Below are 18,811 nucleotides of genomic sequence, written 5' to 3'. Positions count from 1 at the left end.
GTTCACCGAGCGTCCGTCATATGCCGTGGCATGGCCGCGCGTGTTCGAGGGCATAACCCTGGCAGGTCGACGTCCGATCCACGGGTGTCGAGTCTCAGCGGACGGCACAGGGCCGTCCGCCCGGGAGGCCCTTTGCACCAGGACGCGCGTGCGGTTCGCACGGTCGGACGGGAGGGCCGGAACGCGGCCCGCGCATTGGCGCCGTTGACCGGTCCGGTCTTCATGGCCCGACCTCTTCCGAGGGGGTACGTCCTTCCGTGGTGACCAGCACAAAGCGCCGCCTGCCCGACAGGCGCACCTACGTCCTCGACACCAGCGTCCTGCTGGCAGACCCCAACGCGATCACCCGCTTCGACGAGCACGAGGTCGTGCTCCCGATCGTGGTGATCACCGAGCTGGAGGCAAAGAGGCACCATCCCGAACTCGGCTACTTCGCGCGCCAGGCCCTGCGCCTGCTCGACGACTTCCGGGTCCGGTACGGACGTCTCGACGCCCCCATCCCGCTGGGGGATCTGGGCGGCACCCTGCGCGTCGAGCTCAACCACTCCGACCCGGGCGTCCTGCCCGCCGGCTTCCGACTGGGGGACAACGACTCGCGGATCCTCGCCGTCGCCCGCAACCTCCAGGCCGAGGGCTACGACGTCACGGTCGTGTCGAAGGATCTTCCCCTGCGCATCAAGGCCTCCTCCGTGGGGCTGCTGGCGGAGGAGTACCGCGCCGAGCTCGCCATCACCGACGGCGGCTGGACGGGCATGAGCGAGCTCGCCCTCTCCGGCGAACAGGTGGACCTCCTCTTCTCCGAGGAGCGCCTCTACGTCCCGGAGGCCGCCGAGTTGCCCGTCCACACCGGACTGGTCCTCCAGTCCGAGCGCGGCAAGGCACTGGGCCGGGTCACGGCCGACGGCAACGTGAAGCTCGTACGCGGCGACCGCGAGGCCTTCGGGCTGCACGGCCGCAGCGCCGAGCAGCGCATCGCCCTCGACCTGCTGCTCGATCCGGAGATCGGCATCCTCTCCATGGGCGGCCGGGCCGGTACCGGCAAGTCCGCGCTGGCGCTGTGCGCCGGCCTGGAGGCGGTCCTGGAGCGCCGGCAGCACCAGAAGGTGATGGTCTTCCGGCCGTTGTACGCGGTCGGCGGCCAGGACCTCGGCTACCTGCCGGGCGACGCCTCCGAGAAGATGAGCCCCTGGGCGCAGGCGGTCTTCGACACCCTCTCGGCCGTCGCCGGCCGCGAGGTCATCGAGGAGGTGCTGAACCGCGGGATGCTGGAGGTCCTGCCGCTCACCCACATCCGGGGCCGCTCGCTGCACGACGCCTTCGTCATCGTGGACGAGGCGCAGTCCCTGGAACGCAACGTCCTGCTGACGGTGCTCTCCAGGATCGGCGCCAACTCGCGGGTCGTCCTGACCCACGACGTCGCCCAGCGGGACAACCTGAGGGTCGGCCGGTACGACGGAGTCGTCGCCGTCGTCGAGAAGCTGAAGGGGCATCCACTGTTCGCGCACATCACGTTGACCCGCTCCGAACGCTCCCCGATCGCCGCGCTGGTCACCGAGATGTTGGAGAACCTCTGATCCCGAACGGGCCAAAAGCCCCCTAACCGCAGCACCAGTTGACGCCGCCCGGCAAAAGGCCAAGAGCCTAGCCGGGCGGCGTCGCGTCGCACAGCCCTTTGTCGCAATCGACTGCCGCAGGGCAGGTGTGACCTTTCCCACGCAACGGAGAATTGCCCTGCGGCGTCGGGGTCCGGCAGAGTCTGTTTCCCGTCAGGCCCCGCATACGGCACACCTGTACCTCCCGTGAGGTACGCGCAGCACCACAACTCCACAACCGTTGGCCGTATGCCGCCCGAGCAGCACGCGGCGACTCCCGCAGGGGAGTTGCCCACGGGCCCGCGCCTCCAGTGACCGCACCACCACGGAGGCCAGTGTCGAGGGGCACTCTTGCGCCCGCGCGGTCACTGCGGACGCTGCTGGAAGGACACCGTGTGAGCCGGATCTCGGTTCGGGGTTTCGCAGTGGCTTCGGCCACCGCGGTCACCACCGTCGGCGCAGTCGTGGGAGTCGCCACCGGCGACCCCTCCTCGAACGATCTCGAGACGACCGCTTCCGGCGCGACTCTCCTCGCTGAAATCCCGGTCGACGAGCAGGCCCAGGTCCAGAGCGCCACCCTCGCGCAGCAGGCCGACGCCATCGCCCACGCCGCCGACACCGACGCCAAGCGTTCGACGGAGGAGGCCGCTCGCGTCCAGGCCGCCGAGGACGCCAAGTCCAAGAAGGCCGAGGCCGAGAAGGCCGACAAGGCGAAGAAGGACAAGGAAAAGGCCGACCTGGAGGCCAAGGCCAAGGCGGAGCGCGAGGAGGAGGGCGAGATCGCCAGCCGGTCCGCGTCCCGCGACTCGGCCGACTTCCCCGTCCAGGGCTCCTACACGGTCGCCCAGGTCAAGGCGATGGCCCAGCAGATGGTGCCGTCGGGCCAGTTCCAGTGCTTCTCCAACATCATCAACCACGAGTCCACCTGGAACTACAAGGCCGTCAACGCCTCCTCGGGCGCGTACGGTCTCGTCCAGGCGCTCCCCGGTACGAAGATGGCCTCGGCCGGCGCCGACTGGCGCACCAACCCGGCCACCCAGATCAAGTGGGGCCTGAACTACATGAACGAGCGCTACGGCAGCCCCTGCGGCGCCTGGAGCTTCTGGCAGGCCAACAACTGGTACTAGTCGGTCCGCCCGACCCCGAGCAGCCCCGCACCGTCCTCCGGTGCGGGGCTGCTCGCGTGTACGGTCGTGCGGGGCGCGGCCGGACGAGGCACGCCGACGCGGCGGGCGGGGGGAAGGGAACGACATGGCGAAGACGGCAGGCTGGCTCGGCCGGCTCGGGAGCAGGCTCAGCCGGATGGAGGCGCGCCTGGACGAACGGCGGGCCGAGGTCGAGGCCGAGTCCGCCGGCGGCGCGGTCGGCGAACCGCCGCCGCCCGCCCCCGCGGTGAGCGCCGAGGAGCGGGCGACGCCCGCGCGCGTCGGCGCGGGCCCGGGCGGCGCCCCGGAGCGCCCCGACCCGGTCAGCGTCATCCCCTGGGGGGTGCGCGTCGCCGCGGAGGCCAGCTGGCGGCTGCTGCTGCTCGCCGGACTGCTGTGGGTGCTGATGAGGGTGATCAGCGAAGTGCGCCTGGTCGTCCTCGCCTTCGCCGCCGCCATGTTGGTGACCGCGCTCCTCCAGCCGTTCGTGGTCCGGCTGCGCCGGCTGGGGCTGCCGCGCGGCCTGGCCACCGCCGTCACCGCGATCCTCGGGTTCGTGGTGATCGGGCTGGTCGGCTGGTTCGTCGTCTGGCAGGTGATGGACAACCTCGACGACCTCTCGAACCGGCTTCGCGAAGGCATCAACGAACTCAAGACCTGGGCGCTGGACAGCCCGTTCCACGTGACCGAGAAGCAGATCAACGACGTCGCGAAGAACCTCAGCGAGACCATCGGCACCAACACCGAGGAGATCACCTCCGCCGGTCTGCAGGGTGTGACGGTGCTCGTCGAGGTGATGACGGGCATGCTGCTCGCGATGTTCTCCACGCTCTTCCTGCTCTACGACGGCAAGAAGATCTGGACCTGGGTCCTCGGCCTGGTCCCGGCCGCGGCCCGGCCCGGTGTCGCGGGCGCCGGTCCGCGCGCCTGGCGCACGCTGACGGCGTACGTGCGCGGCACCGTGCTCGTCGCGCTCATCGACGCGGTCTTCATCGGCCTCGGGCTCTACTTCCTCGACGTGACGATGGCCGTGCCGCTGGCCGTGTTCATCTTCCTGTTCGCGTTCATCCCGCTCGTCGGCGCCGTGATCTCCGGCGCGTTGGCGGTGGTGGTGGCGCTGGTGACGGAGGGACCGTTCACCGCGCTGATGGTCGTCCTCGTGGTGCTGGCGGTGCAGCAGATCGAGGGGCACGTCCTGCAACCCTTCATCCTCGGCCGGGCCGTACGCGTCCACCCGCTCGCGGTGGTGCTGGCGGTGGCGGCCGGCGGGATGGTCGCGGGCATCGGCGGAGCGGTGGTCGCCGTACCGCTGGCCGCCGTCACCAACACGGTGGTCGGCTACCTGCGGGCGTACTCCCGCGAGCAGCGCGGCATCGCGGCCCTGAGCGGCCCCGGTCCGCACGGGGCGACCGCGGTGGAGGTCGCCGTGCGGGAGGCCGGGGATGATCAGCGAGCCTGAGCTCGAAGGGGAGTGGACCTCGGACCGCCCCGCCGAGTCGGCGGGGGCGCTCGGGCCGCCGCCGCGGGAGGGCGGGGGCGGGCCCGGCCGGTCCTGGCTCTGGGCGCTGGGCGGGGTCGTGCTGGCCTCCGCGGTGTGGGCGGGGGTACTGGTCGTGCAGGACCGTTTCCCCAGTGCGCCGCCGCTGGCCTACCGGCACTCCGAGGACCTGTGCGAGGAAGCCGAGTTGAAGGCCGTCTCGGAGTTCGCGGGGCCCCTGGAGGAGCAGGGGCCGAGGCGGCACTCCGAAAGTCCGGCGATGGACTGGTCGTACTGCGACTTCGCCACGACGAACGACGAGGCCGAGGGCCGGACGGCCTACTACGGCCAGGTCCTGGTCGAGTTGCACAAGCGGACGGACCCCGAGGCGGAGTTCGGCGCCGGCCCCCCGATCACCTCCCTGAACTGGCCGGTCACCGGCGAGGTGCAGGAGGTTCCCGGGCTGGGGGAGCGGGCGTTGTTCTTCCGGAACGTGGAGTCGCCCCGCATCCAGGTGCTCGACGGGGGCGCGGTCTTCACGGTCAACCTCCAGTGGTTCTCCCCGGCCGGGGATCCGGGCCGGGACGAGGACACCGTCACGGCGGCCCTGATCGAGGACGCCCGGGCCCTGATGGTCCGGCTCAGGAAGTGAACGAAGGGGCCCCCGCCGCCGGAATCGGCGGCGGGGGCCCCTTCGTACGCGCGGCGGGAGGTCACTCGGAGGCGAGGACGGCTTCCGCGTCGAGGGTGACGGCGACGGCCTGGATCACCGAGGCGATCTTGAAGGCCTCCTGGACCGTCTCGCGGTCGACGCCGGCCTTGCGCAGGACCTGCTCGTGCGAGTCCAGGCACTGGCCGCAGCCGTTGATCGCGGAGACCGCGAGCGACCACAGCTCGAAGTCGACCTTCTCGACACCGGGGTTGCCGATGACGTTCATCCGCAGGCCCGCGCGCAGCGTCCCGTACTCCGGGTCGGAGAGCAGGTGGCGGGTGCGGTAGAAGACGTTGTTCATCGCCATGATCGCGGCGGCCGACTTGGCGGCGGCGTACGCCTCCGGGGTCAGCGCCGCCTTCGCCTCCGGCTCCAGCTCACGCAGGACGCGGGGGGAGCGGGCCGCGATGGCGCAGGACAGGACGGTGCCCCACAGCTGCTGCTGCGACAGGGTGCTCTGGTTCCCGATGACCGAACCGAGGTTCAGCTTCAGGTCCTTGGCGAAGTCCGGTACGGCCGACTTCAGGGAGTCGAGGGACATCCGTCACTCACCGGCCAGCAGCGCGCCGGCGTCGAGGGTGGTCTCGCCCTTGGTCCAGTTGCAGGGGCACAGCTCGTCGGTCTGCAGGGCGTCGAGGACCCGCAGGACCTCCTTGGGGTTACGGCCCACGGAACCGGCGGTCACCATCGTGAACTGGATCTCGTTGTTCTGGTCGACGATGAAGACGGCGCGCTGCGCGAAGCCGTCGGCGCCCTGGACGCCGCAGTCGCGCATCAGCTCGTGCTTGGAGTCGGCCAGCATCGGGAAGGGCAGGTCACGCAGGTCGGCGTGGTCCTTGCGCCAGGCGTGGTGGACGAACTCGGAGTCGCCGGAGACGCCGAGGATCTGGGCGTCACGGTCCAGGAACTCGTCGTTCAGCTTGCCGAAGGCGGCGATCTCGGTCGGGCAGACGAAGGTGAAGTCCTTCGGCCAGAAGAACACCACGCGCCACTTGCCCTCGTAGGTCTTGTGGTCGATCTGAGCGAACTCGCTGCCCGCTTCGAGCGAGACGCAGGCGGTCAGATCGTAGGTGGGGAACTTGTCACCGACAGTGAGCACGAACTCTCCTTGCGAAATGGAAAGTGACCCTTATGGGGGCTTTCCGAAGGGGTTGGACGGATCTCACATGCTGACACAGCTGCATTGATTACGGAAATAGCTAGTCTTGTGTCGGGTGATCGGAGGTACCTATCAGTGGCTGTCAGTAGTAGAGGACCGAAGCAGTCCAAGCAGTCCAAGCAGTCCAAGCAACCGAAGCAGCCGACGCTGGCGCAGCTGCGCGCCTTCGCGGCGGTGGCGGAGCACCTGCATTTCCGGGACGCCGCCGCGGCGATCGGAATGAGCCAGCCCGCGCTGTCGGGGGCCGTGTCCGCGCTGGAGGAGGCGCTCGGGGTGCGGCTGCTGGAACGCACCACCCGCAAGGTGCTGCTGTCCCCGGCGGGCGAGCGCATCGCCCTGCGGGCGCGGGGCGTGCTCGACGCGTTGGGCGGGCTGCTGGAGGAGGCCGAGGCGGTACGGGCCCCCTTCACCGGGGTCCTACGGCTCGGGGTGATCCCCACGGTGGCCCCGTACCTGCTGCCGACCGCGCTCGGGCTCTTCCAGCGCCGCTACCCCGGCATGGACCTCCAGGTGCACGAGGAACAGACGGCCTCGCTGCTGGAGGGCCTCGCGGGCGGCCGGCTGGACCTGCTGCTGCTCGCCGTCCCGCTCGGCGTCCCCGGGGTCACCGAACTGCCCGTCTTCGACGAGGACTTCGTCCTGCTCGCGCCCCGCGGACACCCGCTCGCGGGGCGCCGGGACATCCCCCGCGAGGAGCTGCGCGGGCTCCAACTGCTGCTGCTCGACGAGGGGCACTGCCTGCGCGACCAGGCCCTGGACATCTGCCGCGAGGCCGGGCGGACCGTCGGCGCGGACGTCACCACGACGGCCGCCGGGCTGTCCACGCTCGTACAACTGGTCGCCGGGGGACTGGGCGTGACCCTGCTGCCGCGCACCGCGCTGCGACTGGAGACCGCCCGCAACGAGCACCTGTCGACGGGGTACTTCGCCGAGCCGGCCCCCTCCCGGCGGATCGCCCTGGCCATCCGTACGGGCACGGCCCGGGAGGAGGAGTTCCGGGCCATCGCGGGCGCCCTGCGCGAGGCGGTGCGTCCGCTGCCGGTGTGGCCCACCGACTGAGGGCGGGGCCGACTTGCCCCGGGGCGGGCGCGGGGAGCCGTCAGGGGGCCCTCAGGGCTCGGGGGTGTTGCGCGGGCGGCCGCGCGGCCTGATCGGGGCGGCTCCGCCCGGCAGCCGGCCGGAGTCGGACAGGGACCGGCGGAGCAGGAACTCGATCTGCGCGTTCGCGCTGCGCAGTTCCTCCCCGGCCCAGCGGGAGAGGGCCTCGTACACCTGGGGGTCGAGGCGCAGCAGCACCTGCTTGCGCGCCTGCTTCCCGGGTCGGGGCCGGCCGCCCTGCTCCGGGGCGCCCGGCTCCGCACCGCCCCGCCCCGGCTCGGGGCCCTCGGGCTCGTCGCCGGGCCGGGCGCCGCCTGCGGGACTCACTGGTAGAGGGTGCCCGCGTTGATGACGGGCTGGGCCGCGCGGTCGCCGCAGAGCACCACCATCAGGTTCGAGACCATGGAGGCCTTCCGCTCGGGGTCCAGGTCCACGATGTCCTCCTCGGCGAGGCGGGTGAGGGCGAGTTCCACCATCCCGACCGCGCCCTCGACGATCTGCTTGCGGGCGGCGACGACGGCCCCGGCCTGCTGGCGCTGGAGCATCGCCGAGGCGATCTCCGGAGCGTACGCGAGGTGCGTGAAGCGGGACTCGATGATGTGCACGCCCGCCGCCTCGACGCGGGTCGCCAGTTCGACGGCGAGCTTCTCGGTGATCTCCTCCGCGTTGCCGCGCAGCGAGAGTCCGCCCTCGTCGTGGGAGTCGTAGGGGTACTCGATCGCGATGTGCCGGACGGCGGCCTCGGTCTGCGTCTCGACGAACTCGGTGAAGTCCTCCACCTCGAACACGGCCCGCGCGGTGTCGGCGACGCGCCACACCACGACGGCCGCCAGCTCGATCGGGTTGCCGTAGGCGTCGTTCACCTTCAGGACGGCGGTCTCGTGGTTGCGGACCCGGGTGGAGATCTTCTCGCGGGAGGTGAGCGGATTGACCCAGCGCAGCCCGTCGTCGCGGATCGTGCCCCGGTAGCGGCCGAACAACTGGACGACCCTGGCCTCGCCCGGCGCCACCGTGTTGAGCCCGGTCATGGCGACGATCGAGAGGAGGGTCAGGAGGATGCCCAGGAGGATCAGGGAGGCCTGTGCGGCGACGGTCGACGCGTTCGCGCCGACGACGATCACGGCCGCTCCCGCGACCACCCCCACCAGTCCGCCCAGCAGGGCCGCCCCGCCGCCGACGCTGCGCGCCGCGAACTCCCGTACCTCGCTCGGTCGTGTGCCCACTGTCGCTGTCATGGAATACCCCCGTTTGTTGCTCGGCGTCCGATCGGGACGGGCCGAAGCGTCTATCAAAGTGATATCACTTTTTGCGGAGTCCGCAACCCTTCAGGCATCGTGAGCGTCGGTTCCATTGGAGTGGGTGCTGATTCTCACGTCCGAATTGACCGGTATTGATCAGGGATGACCAACCTTTGTCACAGCCTGCGGTGTTAGTTTTCTGAGCTGACGTCGGGGGGGTAATCGAGCGGAGCGGGAGCGATGGGCCGAGCAGAAGCGCGACGAGCGCAGCAGCGCAGCGGTGCGCGGAATACGCCGCGCGGGCGCGCCAATGGCAGCGCCGGCAGACCAACCGGCATACGCCGCTTCTTCACCTGGAAGAAGATCCTCGGCGCCTTCTTCGTGATGATCCTGCTCGGCATAGGCACGGTCGTCCTCCTCTACTTCCTCGTGGACGAGCCCACCGACCCGAACAAGACGGCGACGCTCCAGAGCAATACGTACAAGTACGCCGACGGCTCGGTCATGGCCCGCACCGGCGAGATCAACCGCGAGAACCTTCCGATCGACAAGATCCCGGAGGACGTGCGCAACGCGTTCATCGCGATCGAGAACAAGTCCTTCTACAAGGACCGCGGCATCGACCTGATGGGCGTGGGCCGCGGCCTCTTCAACACCGTCCGGGGCAAGGGCACCGCCGGTGGCTCGACGATCACCCAGCAGTACGTCAAGAACTACTACCTGACGCAGGACCAGTCGCCCACCCGCAAGATCCGGGAGCTGATCATCTCCCTCAAGGTCGACCAGCGGATGGAGAAGGACGACATCCTCGCCGGTTACCTCAACACCAACTTCTACGGTCGCAACGCCTACGGCATCCAGGCCGCGGCCCAGGCCTTCTACGGCGTCGACGCCGAGAAGCTGACCCTGGAGCAGGGCGCCTACCTCGCCGCCGTCATCCAGGCCCCCAGCCAGTACGACTGGGCGACCGCCGGACCGAACGGCAAGAACCTCGTCATGATCCGCTTCAACGCGGTCCTCGACAACATGGTCGAGATGGGCGAGCTGGACGAGGCCAAGCGCAAGACCCTGCAGTTCCAGGAGCCGATCAAGCCGAAGCCCCGCCCGGGTATGGAGGGGCAGAAGGGCTACCTGGTCCAGGCCGCCGAGGTCGAGCTGAACAAGCAGAAGATCACCGACGCCGACATCGCGGCCGGCGGCTGGACGATCGTCCTCAACATCGACAAGAAGAAACAGGCCGCGCTGGAGAAGGCGGTCCAGGACGAGCTGGAGTCCAAGCTCGACCGGAAGAACACCAAGGACCGCCCCGTCGACCAGAACGTCCAGGCCGGCGCCACCTCGGTCGACCCCAAGACCGGCGCGATCGTCGCGATGTACGGCGGCCAGGGCCTCACGGAGAAGTCCGCGAGCAACGCGCTGCGCAACGACTACCAGCCGGGCTCGACCTTCAAGCCGATCGTGCTGGCCTCCGCCCTTGAGAACGGGGCGACCACGCAGGACGGCAAGGAGATCACTCCGAACGCCCTGTACGACGGCACGAGCAAGCGCAAGGTCGTCGGCAGCGACATCCCGTTCAGCCCGCAGAACCAGGACGACATCAACTACGGCGACCCGATGATGACGGTCCAGGACGCCACGAACTCCTCGGTCAACTCGGTGTACGCGCAGATGATCGTCGACACGAAGCCGAGGAACGTGAAGAAGACGGCGCTCCAGCTCGGCATGGTGGACCGCAAGGGTTGGGACGAGAACCAGCCGGCCATGTCGCTGGGCACCATGAGCGCCAACACCGTCGAGATGGCCGCCGTCTACGCCACCCTCGACAACCACGGCAAGAAGGTCACCCCGACCATCATCAAGTCGGCCGAGCACAAGGACGGCGAGTTCGAGCCGGTCAATCCGATCGGCGGCCAGGCCATCACCCGCCAGACCGCCGACACCGTCACCAAGGTGCTCACCGGGGTCGTCGCCGAGGGCTCCGGCCAGGCGGTGCGCAGCGGCGCCTACCAGGCCGCGGGCAAGACCGGCACCGCCGAACTCAACGTCGCCGCCTGGTTCACGGGCTACACCCCGGAACTGGTCACCATCGTCGCGATGTTCGGTGAGGACCCCAACACGCACAAGCAGGTCACCCTGACCGGCACCGCCGGCAAGGGCCGCGCGGGCGGTTCCAGCTTCCCCGCCGAGATCTGGAAGGCCTACACCCTCGCCGCGCTCAAGGGCGTCGACACGGCCGAGTTCAGCCTGACCGAGGCGCGCATGGGCGTTCCCGTCGCGCCGAGCCGCAGCGTGTCCCCGCCGGCCCCCTCCACCTCGCCCGCGACCAGCCCGACGACGAGCACCAGCCCGAGCCGGCCGGCGACCTCGCCGAACCCGTCGCAGAGCAGCACCAAGCCGGACCCGACGAAGTCGACCGGTCCGACGAAGACCGTCGATCCGACCAAGACCGTCGACCCGACGAAGTCGGCCGATCCGACGAGGTCGTTCATCTTCCCCCGGCCCAACCCGCCGCAGGAGGAGTAGCCCCGGGTACGGCCCGCCCGTACCCATGGCCGTACGCACCACCGCCCCGCAGCGATCACGCCGCGGGGCGGTGGTGCGTCCGGGTCGGGACGTGCGACCGGGGCCGGCTCGGCGTGTACGGGACCTTCGGCGCGGCCTGGCTCACGAGCGGCCCTCCCCGGGAGTCGGTGGGATCAGTGGCTGCCTCCCGGCTCGCGCCGCAGCGAGGCACCCTCCCGCGCGTACACCCGTCAACGCAGGTCCTGCGCCCCCGGCAACGGGAGCTCGAACCAGACCACCTTCCCGCTGCTCAGCCGGGTCGCGCCCCAGCGCCGCGCCAGCCGGTTGACCAGGAACAGGCCGCGCCCGCCCTCGTCGGTGTCCCGGGCCCGCCGCTGCCGGGGCAACTGCGGGGAGTCGTCGCCGACCTCGCAGCGCAGCACGTCCGTGCGCAGCAGCCGCAGCGTCACGGGCCGTTCGGCGTACCGCACGGCGTTCGTGACGACCTCGCTGACGAGGAGCTCCAGGGAGTCGCTGAGCTCCTCCAGGTCCCACCGGGCGAGCGCCCGGCGGGCGAACCGGCGGGCCCGGCCCGGAGCGGTCTCCTCCGGGTCCAGGAACCAGTACGCGACGTCGCTCGGCGCGATCCCGTCGAACCGGGCCGCCAGCAGGGCGATGTCGTCGTCCCGGTCGCCCGGACCGAGCATGTCCAGCACGTCGTCGCAGAGCGCTTCCAGCGGCGGCGGGTGGTCCAGCCCGGTCAGCTGGGCGGTGGTCGCCAGCCGTTCGCGCAGTTGCTCGATGCCGGTCCACACGTCCCGCAGCCGGGACTCCACCAGCCCGTCCGTGTACAGCAGCAGGGTGGCGCCGGCCGGCGCGTCCAGCTCCACGGCCTCGAAGTCGACACCGCCTACGCCGATCGGGGCACCGGGCGGCACCCGCAGCACCTCGGCGCGACCGCCCAGGTGCAGCAGCACCGGCGGCGGGTGGCCGGCGTTGGCGATGGTGATCCGGTGCGAGACCGGGTCGTAGACCGCGTAGAGGCAGGTGGCCATCCGGTCGGAACCCAGCCGCTGGGCCTGCTCGTCCAGGTGGTGCAGGACCTCGGCGGGCGGCAGGTCCAGCTGCGCCAGGGTCTGCGCGGTGGTGCGGAGCTGGCCCATGATCGCGGCGGAGGTCATGGAGTGGCCCATCACGTCGCCGACGACCAGCGCGACCCGGCTGCCGGGCAGCGGTATGGCGTCGTACCAGTCCCCGCCGACCCGGGCCGTCTCGGCGGCCGGCAGGTAGCGGGAGGCGAGCCGGACCCCGGTGGGCTGGGGCAGGCTGTCGGGCAGCATCGTGCGCTGGAGCTCGTCGGCGATGTACGCCTCGCGGCCGTACAGCACCGCCTTGTCGATGCCGAGCGCGGTGTGGGTCGCCAGCTGCGCGGCGACCAGCAGGTCGTTCTGCTCGAACGCGTCCCGGTCCGGGGTGCGCAGGAACACCGCCGCGCCGATCACGCGCCGGCGGCCCCGCAGCGGGGCCAGGATGGCCCGCTGGCCGCGCGGCACGGGATGCTCGGAGCCCAGCAGCTCCGGCAGCGCGTCCTTGGCCCCGGCGGCCGACCCGAAGACGGGCCGTACGCCGCGCAGCACCTCGGCGAGGGCCCCGCCCGGCTGGATCTCGCACAGCTCGGCGGCCGGCAGGTCGCCCTGCGGGCCGACGAGCGGAAGCTGACTGAAGTCGAGCTCGCCCGCGGCGCCCGCGGCCCCGGCGGGGTCGCCGGTCCCGCCGTCGGTGAGGTCGTCGATCGGCCGGAGCCGGTCGGTGCGCCGCAGCCGCAGGACGACCGGGCCGACGGGCCGCTCGTCGCCGACGGGCAGCGGATCGCGCAGGTAGACCAGGATCGCGTCGGAGAAGGTCGGCACCGTCGCCCGGCACAGGCCGAGCACGATCTCGTCCAGGTCGATGCCGCGGGCGATGCGCCGGGTCGCCGCGCCGACGAACCGCAGCCGGTCGCCCTCGCGCCGCGCCGCCGTCACCTCCCCGGTCCCCGAGCCCGGTATCGCCGTCCCGCCGCCGGCGGGGGAGGGGCCCTCGGGCGCCGAGGGCAGCAGGGGGGCCGTTCCGAGCGGGGCGCGGGGGCCCGGCGGACCGGTGCGCGCCGGCGCCGCGGGACCCGGACCGGCGTCCGCCGCGTCACGCCGGCCGGCGTTGCGGGCGGCCTGGTCGTCGCGGGTGCGGGCGCCGCCGGGACCGGGGTCCGCCGCGCCGTGCCCGGAGGCCCGGGCGGCTTCGGCGGGTTGCCCGGAGCCCGGGCCCGGGGCGCCGGTGCCGCGCGGACGCGGTACCTCGGCGGCGCCGCCCTGGCCGGAGACCGGAACCTGCGCATGCGTGCGTACGGCCTCGGCGGCCGCGATCGGGGCCTTGCCGTGGCCTGCCTCGTCCGAACCCCCGCCGGAGACACCGGCGGGCTGCGGGCCCTCCTGAGAGGTGGGGTACTCCGTCACGCGTGGAATTCCGTCCGTTTGCGCTGGATGTGCGCTGCACTCAACTCGGTCAGTCGCGGTATACCCGCTCAGCGGCGGGGACACCTCCGCCCCCTGGTTCCGCGTCCCGCTCGTTACCTCTCGTTCGGCGTTGACCTCCGGTCAAGTCCCGGTCGCCGCAGGTCAATTGCGTTCACGGGACCTGATTTTCGCCCCGCGCGCGACCGGCGGAGGTCGATCCTACGTTTCCACCCCGGGGGCGCATCAAGGGTCTCATGAGGTCATATGCGCCGGGGTGCGGTCCCAATCCTCGGGGAGCGGGGGAACGTCCCAGGTCGGATCGGGCCGCCAGTCGGGCCAGCCGCCGGAGAACGGAGCCCCCCACGCGCCGATCACCTCGACCGCCGCGCGGCCCGCCTCCCGCACCCGCCGCGCCTGGTGCGGGTCCATCAGGCCGGTCCGCTGGGCCTGCGCGAACTCGTCCTCGTCGAGCCACTCCCAGCTGCGGTCCGGATAGACGGCGATGTCGAGGAAGTGGTCCTCGGAATCCACTCCACCGGCCCACCGGGCGCGGGGCTCCTCCAGGTTCACGTACCAGTTCTTGAACCGCCAGCCCCGGTCCCAGAACAGCCACACCGACCACGGGTCCCCGGGCCGGGCCAGCTTCAGCACGCCGCTGCCGAACCAGCGCGACCGTACGGTGGTGCGCGGCGCGGTGTAGCGGGTGGCGAGCGGCTCCTGGTGCACGGGGGTGCCGTCGGCGAGGACCGGCTTGACGCACTCGGTGCCCGGTGCCATCCACACCGCGAGCAGTTCGTCCGTGTCCTGCACGACGGTGACCGGGCGGCAGATGTGCACCGGCCCCTGGAGCCCGGGGGCGTGGTCGCGGTAGCGCCAGAGGATCTGCTCCCCGGGCGTCCAGTGCGTGCCACGCGCCCCGTCGCGCGCTCCGTGCCGCGCCGGGCCGTCCCCGGGCCGGAAGGTACCTGTCATGCGCAGATCTTAGGGCTGGCGCCCGTACGGTGGCTGCGGTGCAGGTCACCGAGGTGGCCGGGGACGGTAAACGACCGGATTCGGCCCCTGTCCGGTAACAGCTCGGGGCCGGGTCAGGGGCGGGTCATCCGCAGGACGTCCAGTGCCTCGTCGAGTTGTTCGAGGGTGAGGTCTCCGCGCTCCACGTAGCCGGACTCCAGGACGACCTCCCTGATCGTCCTGCGTTCCGCGAGCGCCTTCTTGACGACCTTGGCCGCTTCCTCGTACCCGATCCAGCGGTTCAGCGGGGTCACCACGGAGGGCGAGGACTCGGCGTACTCCCTGGCACGCTCGGCGTTCGCGGTGATCCCGTCCACCGTGCGGTCGGCCAGGAGCCGGCTGCCGTTGGCGAGCAGGCGGATCGATTCGAGCAGGTTCCGCGCCATCACCGGGAGCATCACGTTGAGTTCGAAATTGCCGGCGGCACCTGCCACGGCGATGGTCGCGTCGTTCCCCATCACCTGGGCGGCGATCATGAGAACGGCTTCCGGGACGACCGGATTGACCTTGCCGGGCATGATCGAGGACCCCGGTTGCAGATCCGGGAGATTGATTTCGGCCAATCCTGTGCGCGGTCCGGAGGCCATCCAGCGCAGGTCGTTCGAAATCTTGGTGAGTGATACGGCGATGGTCCGCAGCATTCCGGAGGTTTCCACGAGGGCGTCGCGCGCGCCCTGCGCCTCGAAGTGGTTGCGGGCCTCGGTCAGCGGCAGCCGGGTGGCCCGGGCGACCTCGGCGATCACGGCGGAGGAGAACCCCGGCGGGGTGTTGATTCCGGTCCCCACCGCCGTGCCGCCGAGCGGGAGTTCGGCCAGCCGGGGGACGACCGCCCGCAGCCGCTCGACCCCGTAGCGGACCTGGCCGGCGTACCCGCCGAACTCCTGCCCCAGGGTGACCGGGGTGGCGTCCATCAGGTGCGTGCGGCCGGCCTTGACCACCTCGGCGAACTCGGTCTCCTTGCGCTCCAGCGCGGCCGCCAGGTGCTCCAGCGCCGGCATCAGCTCGCCGGTGACGGCGGCGGTGGCGGCGATGTGGATGGAGGAGGGGAACACGTCGTTGGAGCTCTGCGAGGCGTTGACGTGGTCGTTGGGGTGCACCTCGCGCCCCAGCCGCTCGGTGGCCAGGGTGGCGATCACCTCGTTGGCGTTCATGTTCGACGAGGTCCCCGACCCCGTCTGGAACACGTCGAGGGGGAACTGCTCGTCCCAACGGCCGTCCGCGACCTCCTCGGCGGCCGACCGGACGGCCTCCGCGAGGTCCGCGTCCAGGACGTCCAGCCGGGCGTTCACCACGGCGGCGGCCGCCTTGACCCGGGCCAGGGCCGCGATGTGCGCGCGCTCCAGTCGCTGTCCCGACAGGGGGAAGTTCTCCACGGCGCGCTGCGTCTGGGCGCGCCACTTGGCGTGCAGGGGCACCCGTACGTCACCCATCGAGTCGTGCTCGATCCGGAACGCTTCGGGCTGCTGATCTTCAGTCATGTGCGTGACCTCCTGGAAAAGTTGAGCAATTGTCTTGTTCAAAGTGTTCCCAACTCCCCTACCCACCAGTAAATACCGTGGGTAACACCGATTTCGGGGAGGCGTTCATGGCACGTGCGCGTACGAAATCCAGATGCAGATCTACCTTCGCTTCGGTCGCGGCGATCGCGGCCGCCCTCGGGGGCGTCACCGCCATCACCCCCATGGCCCAAGCGGCTCCGGCGGCCCGGGCGGCTCCGGTGGCCGCGGCCGCTGTGACCCCCCTGCCGCCGGAACTGGAAACCGTCCGGGCCGCCGAGGCCACCCGGATCTACGGCGACCCGGCGATCCGGCCGCCCGCCCAGCGCAAGACCGGGCTCATCTCGCTCGGCGACAGCGAGATCTCCGGCGAGGGCGTCGGCGCCTACGACCCCGCGACGAACACGCCCACCAACCAGTGCCACCGCTCGCCCGACGCGGCCATCCACCGCACCGGCATCCCGACCGACCTGACCTTCAACGTGGCCTGCTCCGGCGGGTACACGGGCAACATCCGGATCGGCGGCAGCAAGCAGTACGCCGACGAACTCGTCCAGAGCGACAGCCTGGCGATCAAGGCGCGCAACACGAGGATCAAGATGGTGGTGCTGGTCGCCGGCGCCAACGACGACCTGCAGTTCGGCCCCGTCATGACCGACTGCGTGACCCGATGGGTACTCATCCAGGGTACCTGCGAACCCAAGTACGCCCCCGGCTGGCAGGCCCGCGTCGACGGCCTGAAGCCCAAGGTCCAGTCGACCGTCGCCGACCTGAAGACCGTCATGCGCGACGCGGGGTACGCCGAATCCGACTACAAGCTCGTCGTCATGGGCTACCCCAGCCCCATCGGCCCCGACTTCGGCGACAACCCGAACTTCCCCGGCAAGCTCCCCGGTGGCTGCGCCGGCTACGACTCCGACGCCGCCTGGGGCCGCAACCACGCCGTCCCCACCTTCGAGAAGGGCATGCGCGCCGCCGCCCGCGACTCCGGCGCCCTCTACCTGGACAACTCGCGGCTCTTCCACGGCCACGAGGTCTGCATGGAGGACCCCTGGGCCCGCGGCCTCTACCTGGACCTCGGCGACCACTTCCCGTGGGACGAGAACACCGCCCGCCAGTCCTTCCACCCCAACCACCGCGGCCACGGCGCCTTCGCGTCCTGCCTCACCCAGCTCTACGACTCCGGCCTGCGCGAGGCCTCCTGCGCCGACCCGGCGAGCACCGGCACCCCCGTCCTCCAGGCCGGCGCCTGGGACGACCTCCACGCACCCCTGACGAACGCGGCGACCGGCAACTGCCTCGACGCCTCCGGCTCCTCCAGCGCCAACAACACCAAGGTCGTCGGCTGGGACTGCCACGGCGGCCGCAACCAGGGCTGGTGGTACGACACCGCCCGCAAGTCCCTGCGCGTCGAACTCACCCATGACCGCTGCCTCGACGTCCCCGGCGGCTACGGCAACGGCAGCGGCCTCATCCTCTGGAACTGCCACGGCGGCGCCAACCAGCAGTTCGTCCGGGACGGCGCGACCCTGCGCCCCGCCGCCGCGACCGGCATGTGCCTGACGCTGGCGGCCGCGCACGAGCAACTGCGCCTGCAACCCTGCAACGGTGCCGCGAACCAGCGCTTCGCGTAACCACACCCCCGCCCGCCCTTGGGGCACGCCCCCACGTCCCCGCGTCCCCCCACGCCCGGCCGGCGCACCCCGGCCGGGTGATCCACCGTCCGGCCCGCCGGTTCGGCGGGCCGGCGTTCCGGCCGTGCGGCCGTCTCACAGGTCGCGCAGGAGCTTCCGCACGTCCCGGGGGCGGTTGGTGATGATCGCGTCCACGCCGAGCCGTACGCACAACTCCACGTCCTCGGGCTCGTCCACGGTCCACACCCGCACCGCCAGCCCCTTCGCCTTCAGCCGCCCCACCAGTCCCGGATCCCGACGCACCAACTCGATGCCCGGGCCCGCGTGGGTCGCGTACGGGGGCCGCGCGGGCCGCAGTCGGCGTTCCATCAGGTACACGGCGGGCAGCCCGGGCGCCAGCCGGTGCAGCCGGGTCAGGGCGCCGCGGGAAAAGCTCATCACCTCGACGCGGCCGTCCGCGCCGTCCGCCAGGCCGTGCGCCCGCAGGACCCGTACGAGTTCGGCCTCCAGCCGGCCGGCGGCCCTCGTGGGGTGCTTGGTCTCCACCGCCAGCCCGACGCGCCGGGGCGCGGCGAGTACCTCCGCGAGCAGGTCCTCGAAGAGCAGCACCCGGGCTCCCCGGTGCTCCGCGCCCTTCCAGCCACCGAAGTCGAGGACGGCGAGCTCCTCGTACGTCAGCTCCGACACCACCCCGCGCCCGTCCGAAGTCCGCTCCACCCGCCGGTCGTGCACGCACACGAGCCGCCCGTCGGCGCTGAGCCGCACATCGCACTCCAGGGCGTCGGCCCCGTCGGCGATGGCCTGCCGGTAGGCGGCGGCGGTGTGCTCGGGGTGCTCGTGCGAAGCCCCCCGATGGGCGACGACCCGCACGTCACGGGCGGTGGAAGGGAACGACTGCGTCATGCCGCCGACGTTATCCCGATGCGCCCGAGGACCCCGGGACGTCATGCTCCACCCGTGGCTGAACACTTCGTGACACTTCGTCGGCGGCCCGAACGGCGTCCCGCTCATCGCGGTCCGCGCCCTGTACGGGCTCACCCTCCCGGAACTCCGCACGGCCCGCACCACCGGCATCGACGCCACCCCGGCGGAGGCGGCGCTGTTGTGCGGGGCCCGGACGACGGTGTCCTGACGCGCCGCGTCCCGTGACGAAGCCGACGGACCGACCCCGATCGGCGGATGCGCCGGAGGGGCCCGCACAACAGCGCCGCCTCCGCCGGGGTGGCGTCGATGCCGGTGGTGCGGGCCGTGCGGA

Annotated in this window: 15 protein-coding genes; 7 read left to right on the top strand and 8 right to left on the bottom strand. The window is 71.5% G+C overall.

Annotated elements, in window-relative coordinates:
• Window positions 1-257: 257 nt before the first annotated feature.
• From AB0D46_RS27695 to AB0D46_RS27680, 4 genes are all read left to right on the top strand, one after another.
• Window positions 258-1,574 carry a PhoH family protein gene (locus tag AB0D46_RS27695; protein ID WP_362881346.1) on the top strand — a complete coding sequence of 439 codons (1,317 nt, stop codon included), beginning with the start codon at window positions 258-260 and terminating at the stop codon, window positions 1,572-1,574.
• Between the two features lie 395 nt (window positions 1,575-1,969).
• Window positions 1,970-2,719, top strand: a complete 750-nt coding sequence (locus AB0D46_RS27690; RefSeq protein WP_362881423.1) for a transglycosylase SLT domain-containing protein — start codon at window positions 1,970-1,972, stop codon at window positions 2,717-2,719.
• A gap of 124 nt (window positions 2,720-2,843) precedes the next feature.
• Window positions 2,844-4,196, top strand: a complete 1,353-nt coding sequence (locus AB0D46_RS27685) for an AI-2E family transporter (RefSeq protein WP_362881345.1) — start codon at window positions 2,844-2,846, stop codon at window positions 4,194-4,196.
• Window positions 4,180-4,866 carry a hypothetical protein gene (locus AB0D46_RS27680; protein ID WP_362881344.1) on the top strand — a complete coding sequence of 229 codons (687 nt, stop codon included), beginning with the start codon at window positions 4,180-4,182 and terminating at the stop codon, window positions 4,864-4,866. The genes AB0D46_RS27685 and AB0D46_RS27680 overlap by 17 nt, the downstream gene beginning before the upstream one ends.
• A gap of 61 nt (window positions 4,867-4,927) precedes the next feature.
• On the opposite strand, the gene AB0D46_RS27675 is transcribed toward AB0D46_RS27680, so the two are convergent.
• Both AB0D46_RS27675 and AB0D46_RS27670 read right to left on the bottom strand, forming a co-directional pair.
• On the bottom strand, window positions 4,928-5,467 hold the full coding sequence (locus AB0D46_RS27675) for an alkyl hydroperoxide reductase (RefSeq protein WP_362881343.1): 540 nt from the start codon (window positions 5,465-5,467) through the stop codon (window positions 4,928-4,930).
• A gap of 3 nt (window positions 5,468-5,470) precedes the next feature.
• Window positions 5,471-6,025: a peroxiredoxin gene (locus AB0D46_RS27670; protein ID WP_281204983.1), complete on the bottom strand. Its 555-nt coding sequence runs from the start codon at window positions 6,023-6,025 to the stop codon at window positions 5,471-5,473.
• 135 nt (window positions 6,026-6,160) lie between these two features.
• Between AB0D46_RS27670 and AB0D46_RS27665 the strand changes: the two genes are divergently transcribed.
• Window positions 6,161-7,144: a hydrogen peroxide-inducible genes activator gene (locus AB0D46_RS27665; RefSeq protein WP_362881342.1), complete on the top strand. Its 984-nt coding sequence runs from the start codon at window positions 6,161-6,163 to the stop codon at window positions 7,142-7,144.
• Between the two features lie 51 nt (window positions 7,145-7,195).
• On the opposite strand, the gene AB0D46_RS27660 is transcribed toward AB0D46_RS27665, so the two are convergent.
• Window positions 7,196-7,510: an AT hook motif protein gene (locus AB0D46_RS27660; RefSeq protein ID WP_362881341.1), complete on the bottom strand. Its 315-nt coding sequence runs from the start codon at window positions 7,508-7,510 to the stop codon at window positions 7,196-7,198.
• A complete protein-coding gene (locus AB0D46_RS27655; protein WP_362881340.1) occupies window positions 7,507-8,418 on the bottom strand; it encodes an SPFH domain-containing protein in 912 nt (303 codons plus the stop codon). Before AB0D46_RS27655 ends, AB0D46_RS27660 begins: the two co-directional genes overlap by 4 nt.
• Before the next feature lie 243 nt (window positions 8,419-8,661).
• On the opposite strand from AB0D46_RS27655, the gene AB0D46_RS27650 reads away from it, so the two are divergent.
• Window positions 8,662-10,944, top strand: a complete 2,283-nt coding sequence (locus AB0D46_RS27650) for a transglycosylase domain-containing protein (RefSeq protein WP_362881339.1) — start codon at window positions 8,662-8,664, stop codon at window positions 10,942-10,944.
• 230 nt (window positions 10,945-11,174) lie between these two features.
• On the opposite strand, the gene AB0D46_RS27645 is transcribed toward AB0D46_RS27650, so the two are convergent.
• From AB0D46_RS27645 to AB0D46_RS27635, 3 genes are all read right to left on the bottom strand, one after another.
• Window positions 11,175-13,415: a SpoIIE family protein phosphatase gene (locus AB0D46_RS27645; RefSeq protein ID WP_362881338.1), complete on the bottom strand. Its 2,241-nt coding sequence runs from the start codon at window positions 13,413-13,415 to the stop codon at window positions 11,175-11,177.
• A gap of 252 nt (window positions 13,416-13,667) precedes the next feature.
• Window positions 13,668-14,387 (bottom strand): DUF402 domain-containing protein, encoded by a 720-nt coding sequence (locus AB0D46_RS27640; RefSeq protein WP_362881337.1) that lies wholly within the window; start codon window positions 14,385-14,387, stop codon window positions 13,668-13,670.
• A 113-nt stretch (window positions 14,388-14,500) separates the two neighbouring features.
• Complete coding sequence (locus AB0D46_RS27635) at window positions 14,501-15,904, bottom strand: class II fumarate hydratase (protein ID WP_362881336.1); 1,404 nt, start codon at window positions 15,902-15,904, stop codon at window positions 14,501-14,503.
• A 107-nt stretch (window positions 15,905-16,011) separates the two neighbouring features.
• On the opposite strand from AB0D46_RS27635, the gene AB0D46_RS27630 reads away from it, so the two are divergent.
• Window positions 16,012-17,556, top strand: coding sequence for a ricin-type beta-trefoil lectin domain protein (locus AB0D46_RS27630; protein ID WP_362881335.1), 1,545 nt, complete (start codon window positions 16,012-16,014; stop codon window positions 17,554-17,556).
• A gap of 135 nt (window positions 17,557-17,691) precedes the next feature.
• Here the strand turns inward: AB0D46_RS27630 and AB0D46_RS27625 are convergent, their stop codons facing one another.
• Window positions 17,692-18,459: a glycerophosphodiester phosphodiesterase family protein gene (locus AB0D46_RS27625; protein WP_362881334.1), complete on the bottom strand. Its 768-nt coding sequence runs from the start codon at window positions 18,457-18,459 to the stop codon at window positions 17,692-17,694.
• Between the last annotated feature and the right edge of the window lie 352 nt (window positions 18,460-18,811).

The organism is Streptomyces sp. NPDC048383 (assembly GCF_040651775.1).
Classification (GTDB): domain Bacteria; phylum Actinomycetota; class Actinomycetes; order Streptomycetales; family Streptomycetaceae; genus Streptomyces.
This window is presented reverse-complemented; position numbering and strand designations above follow the sequence as displayed.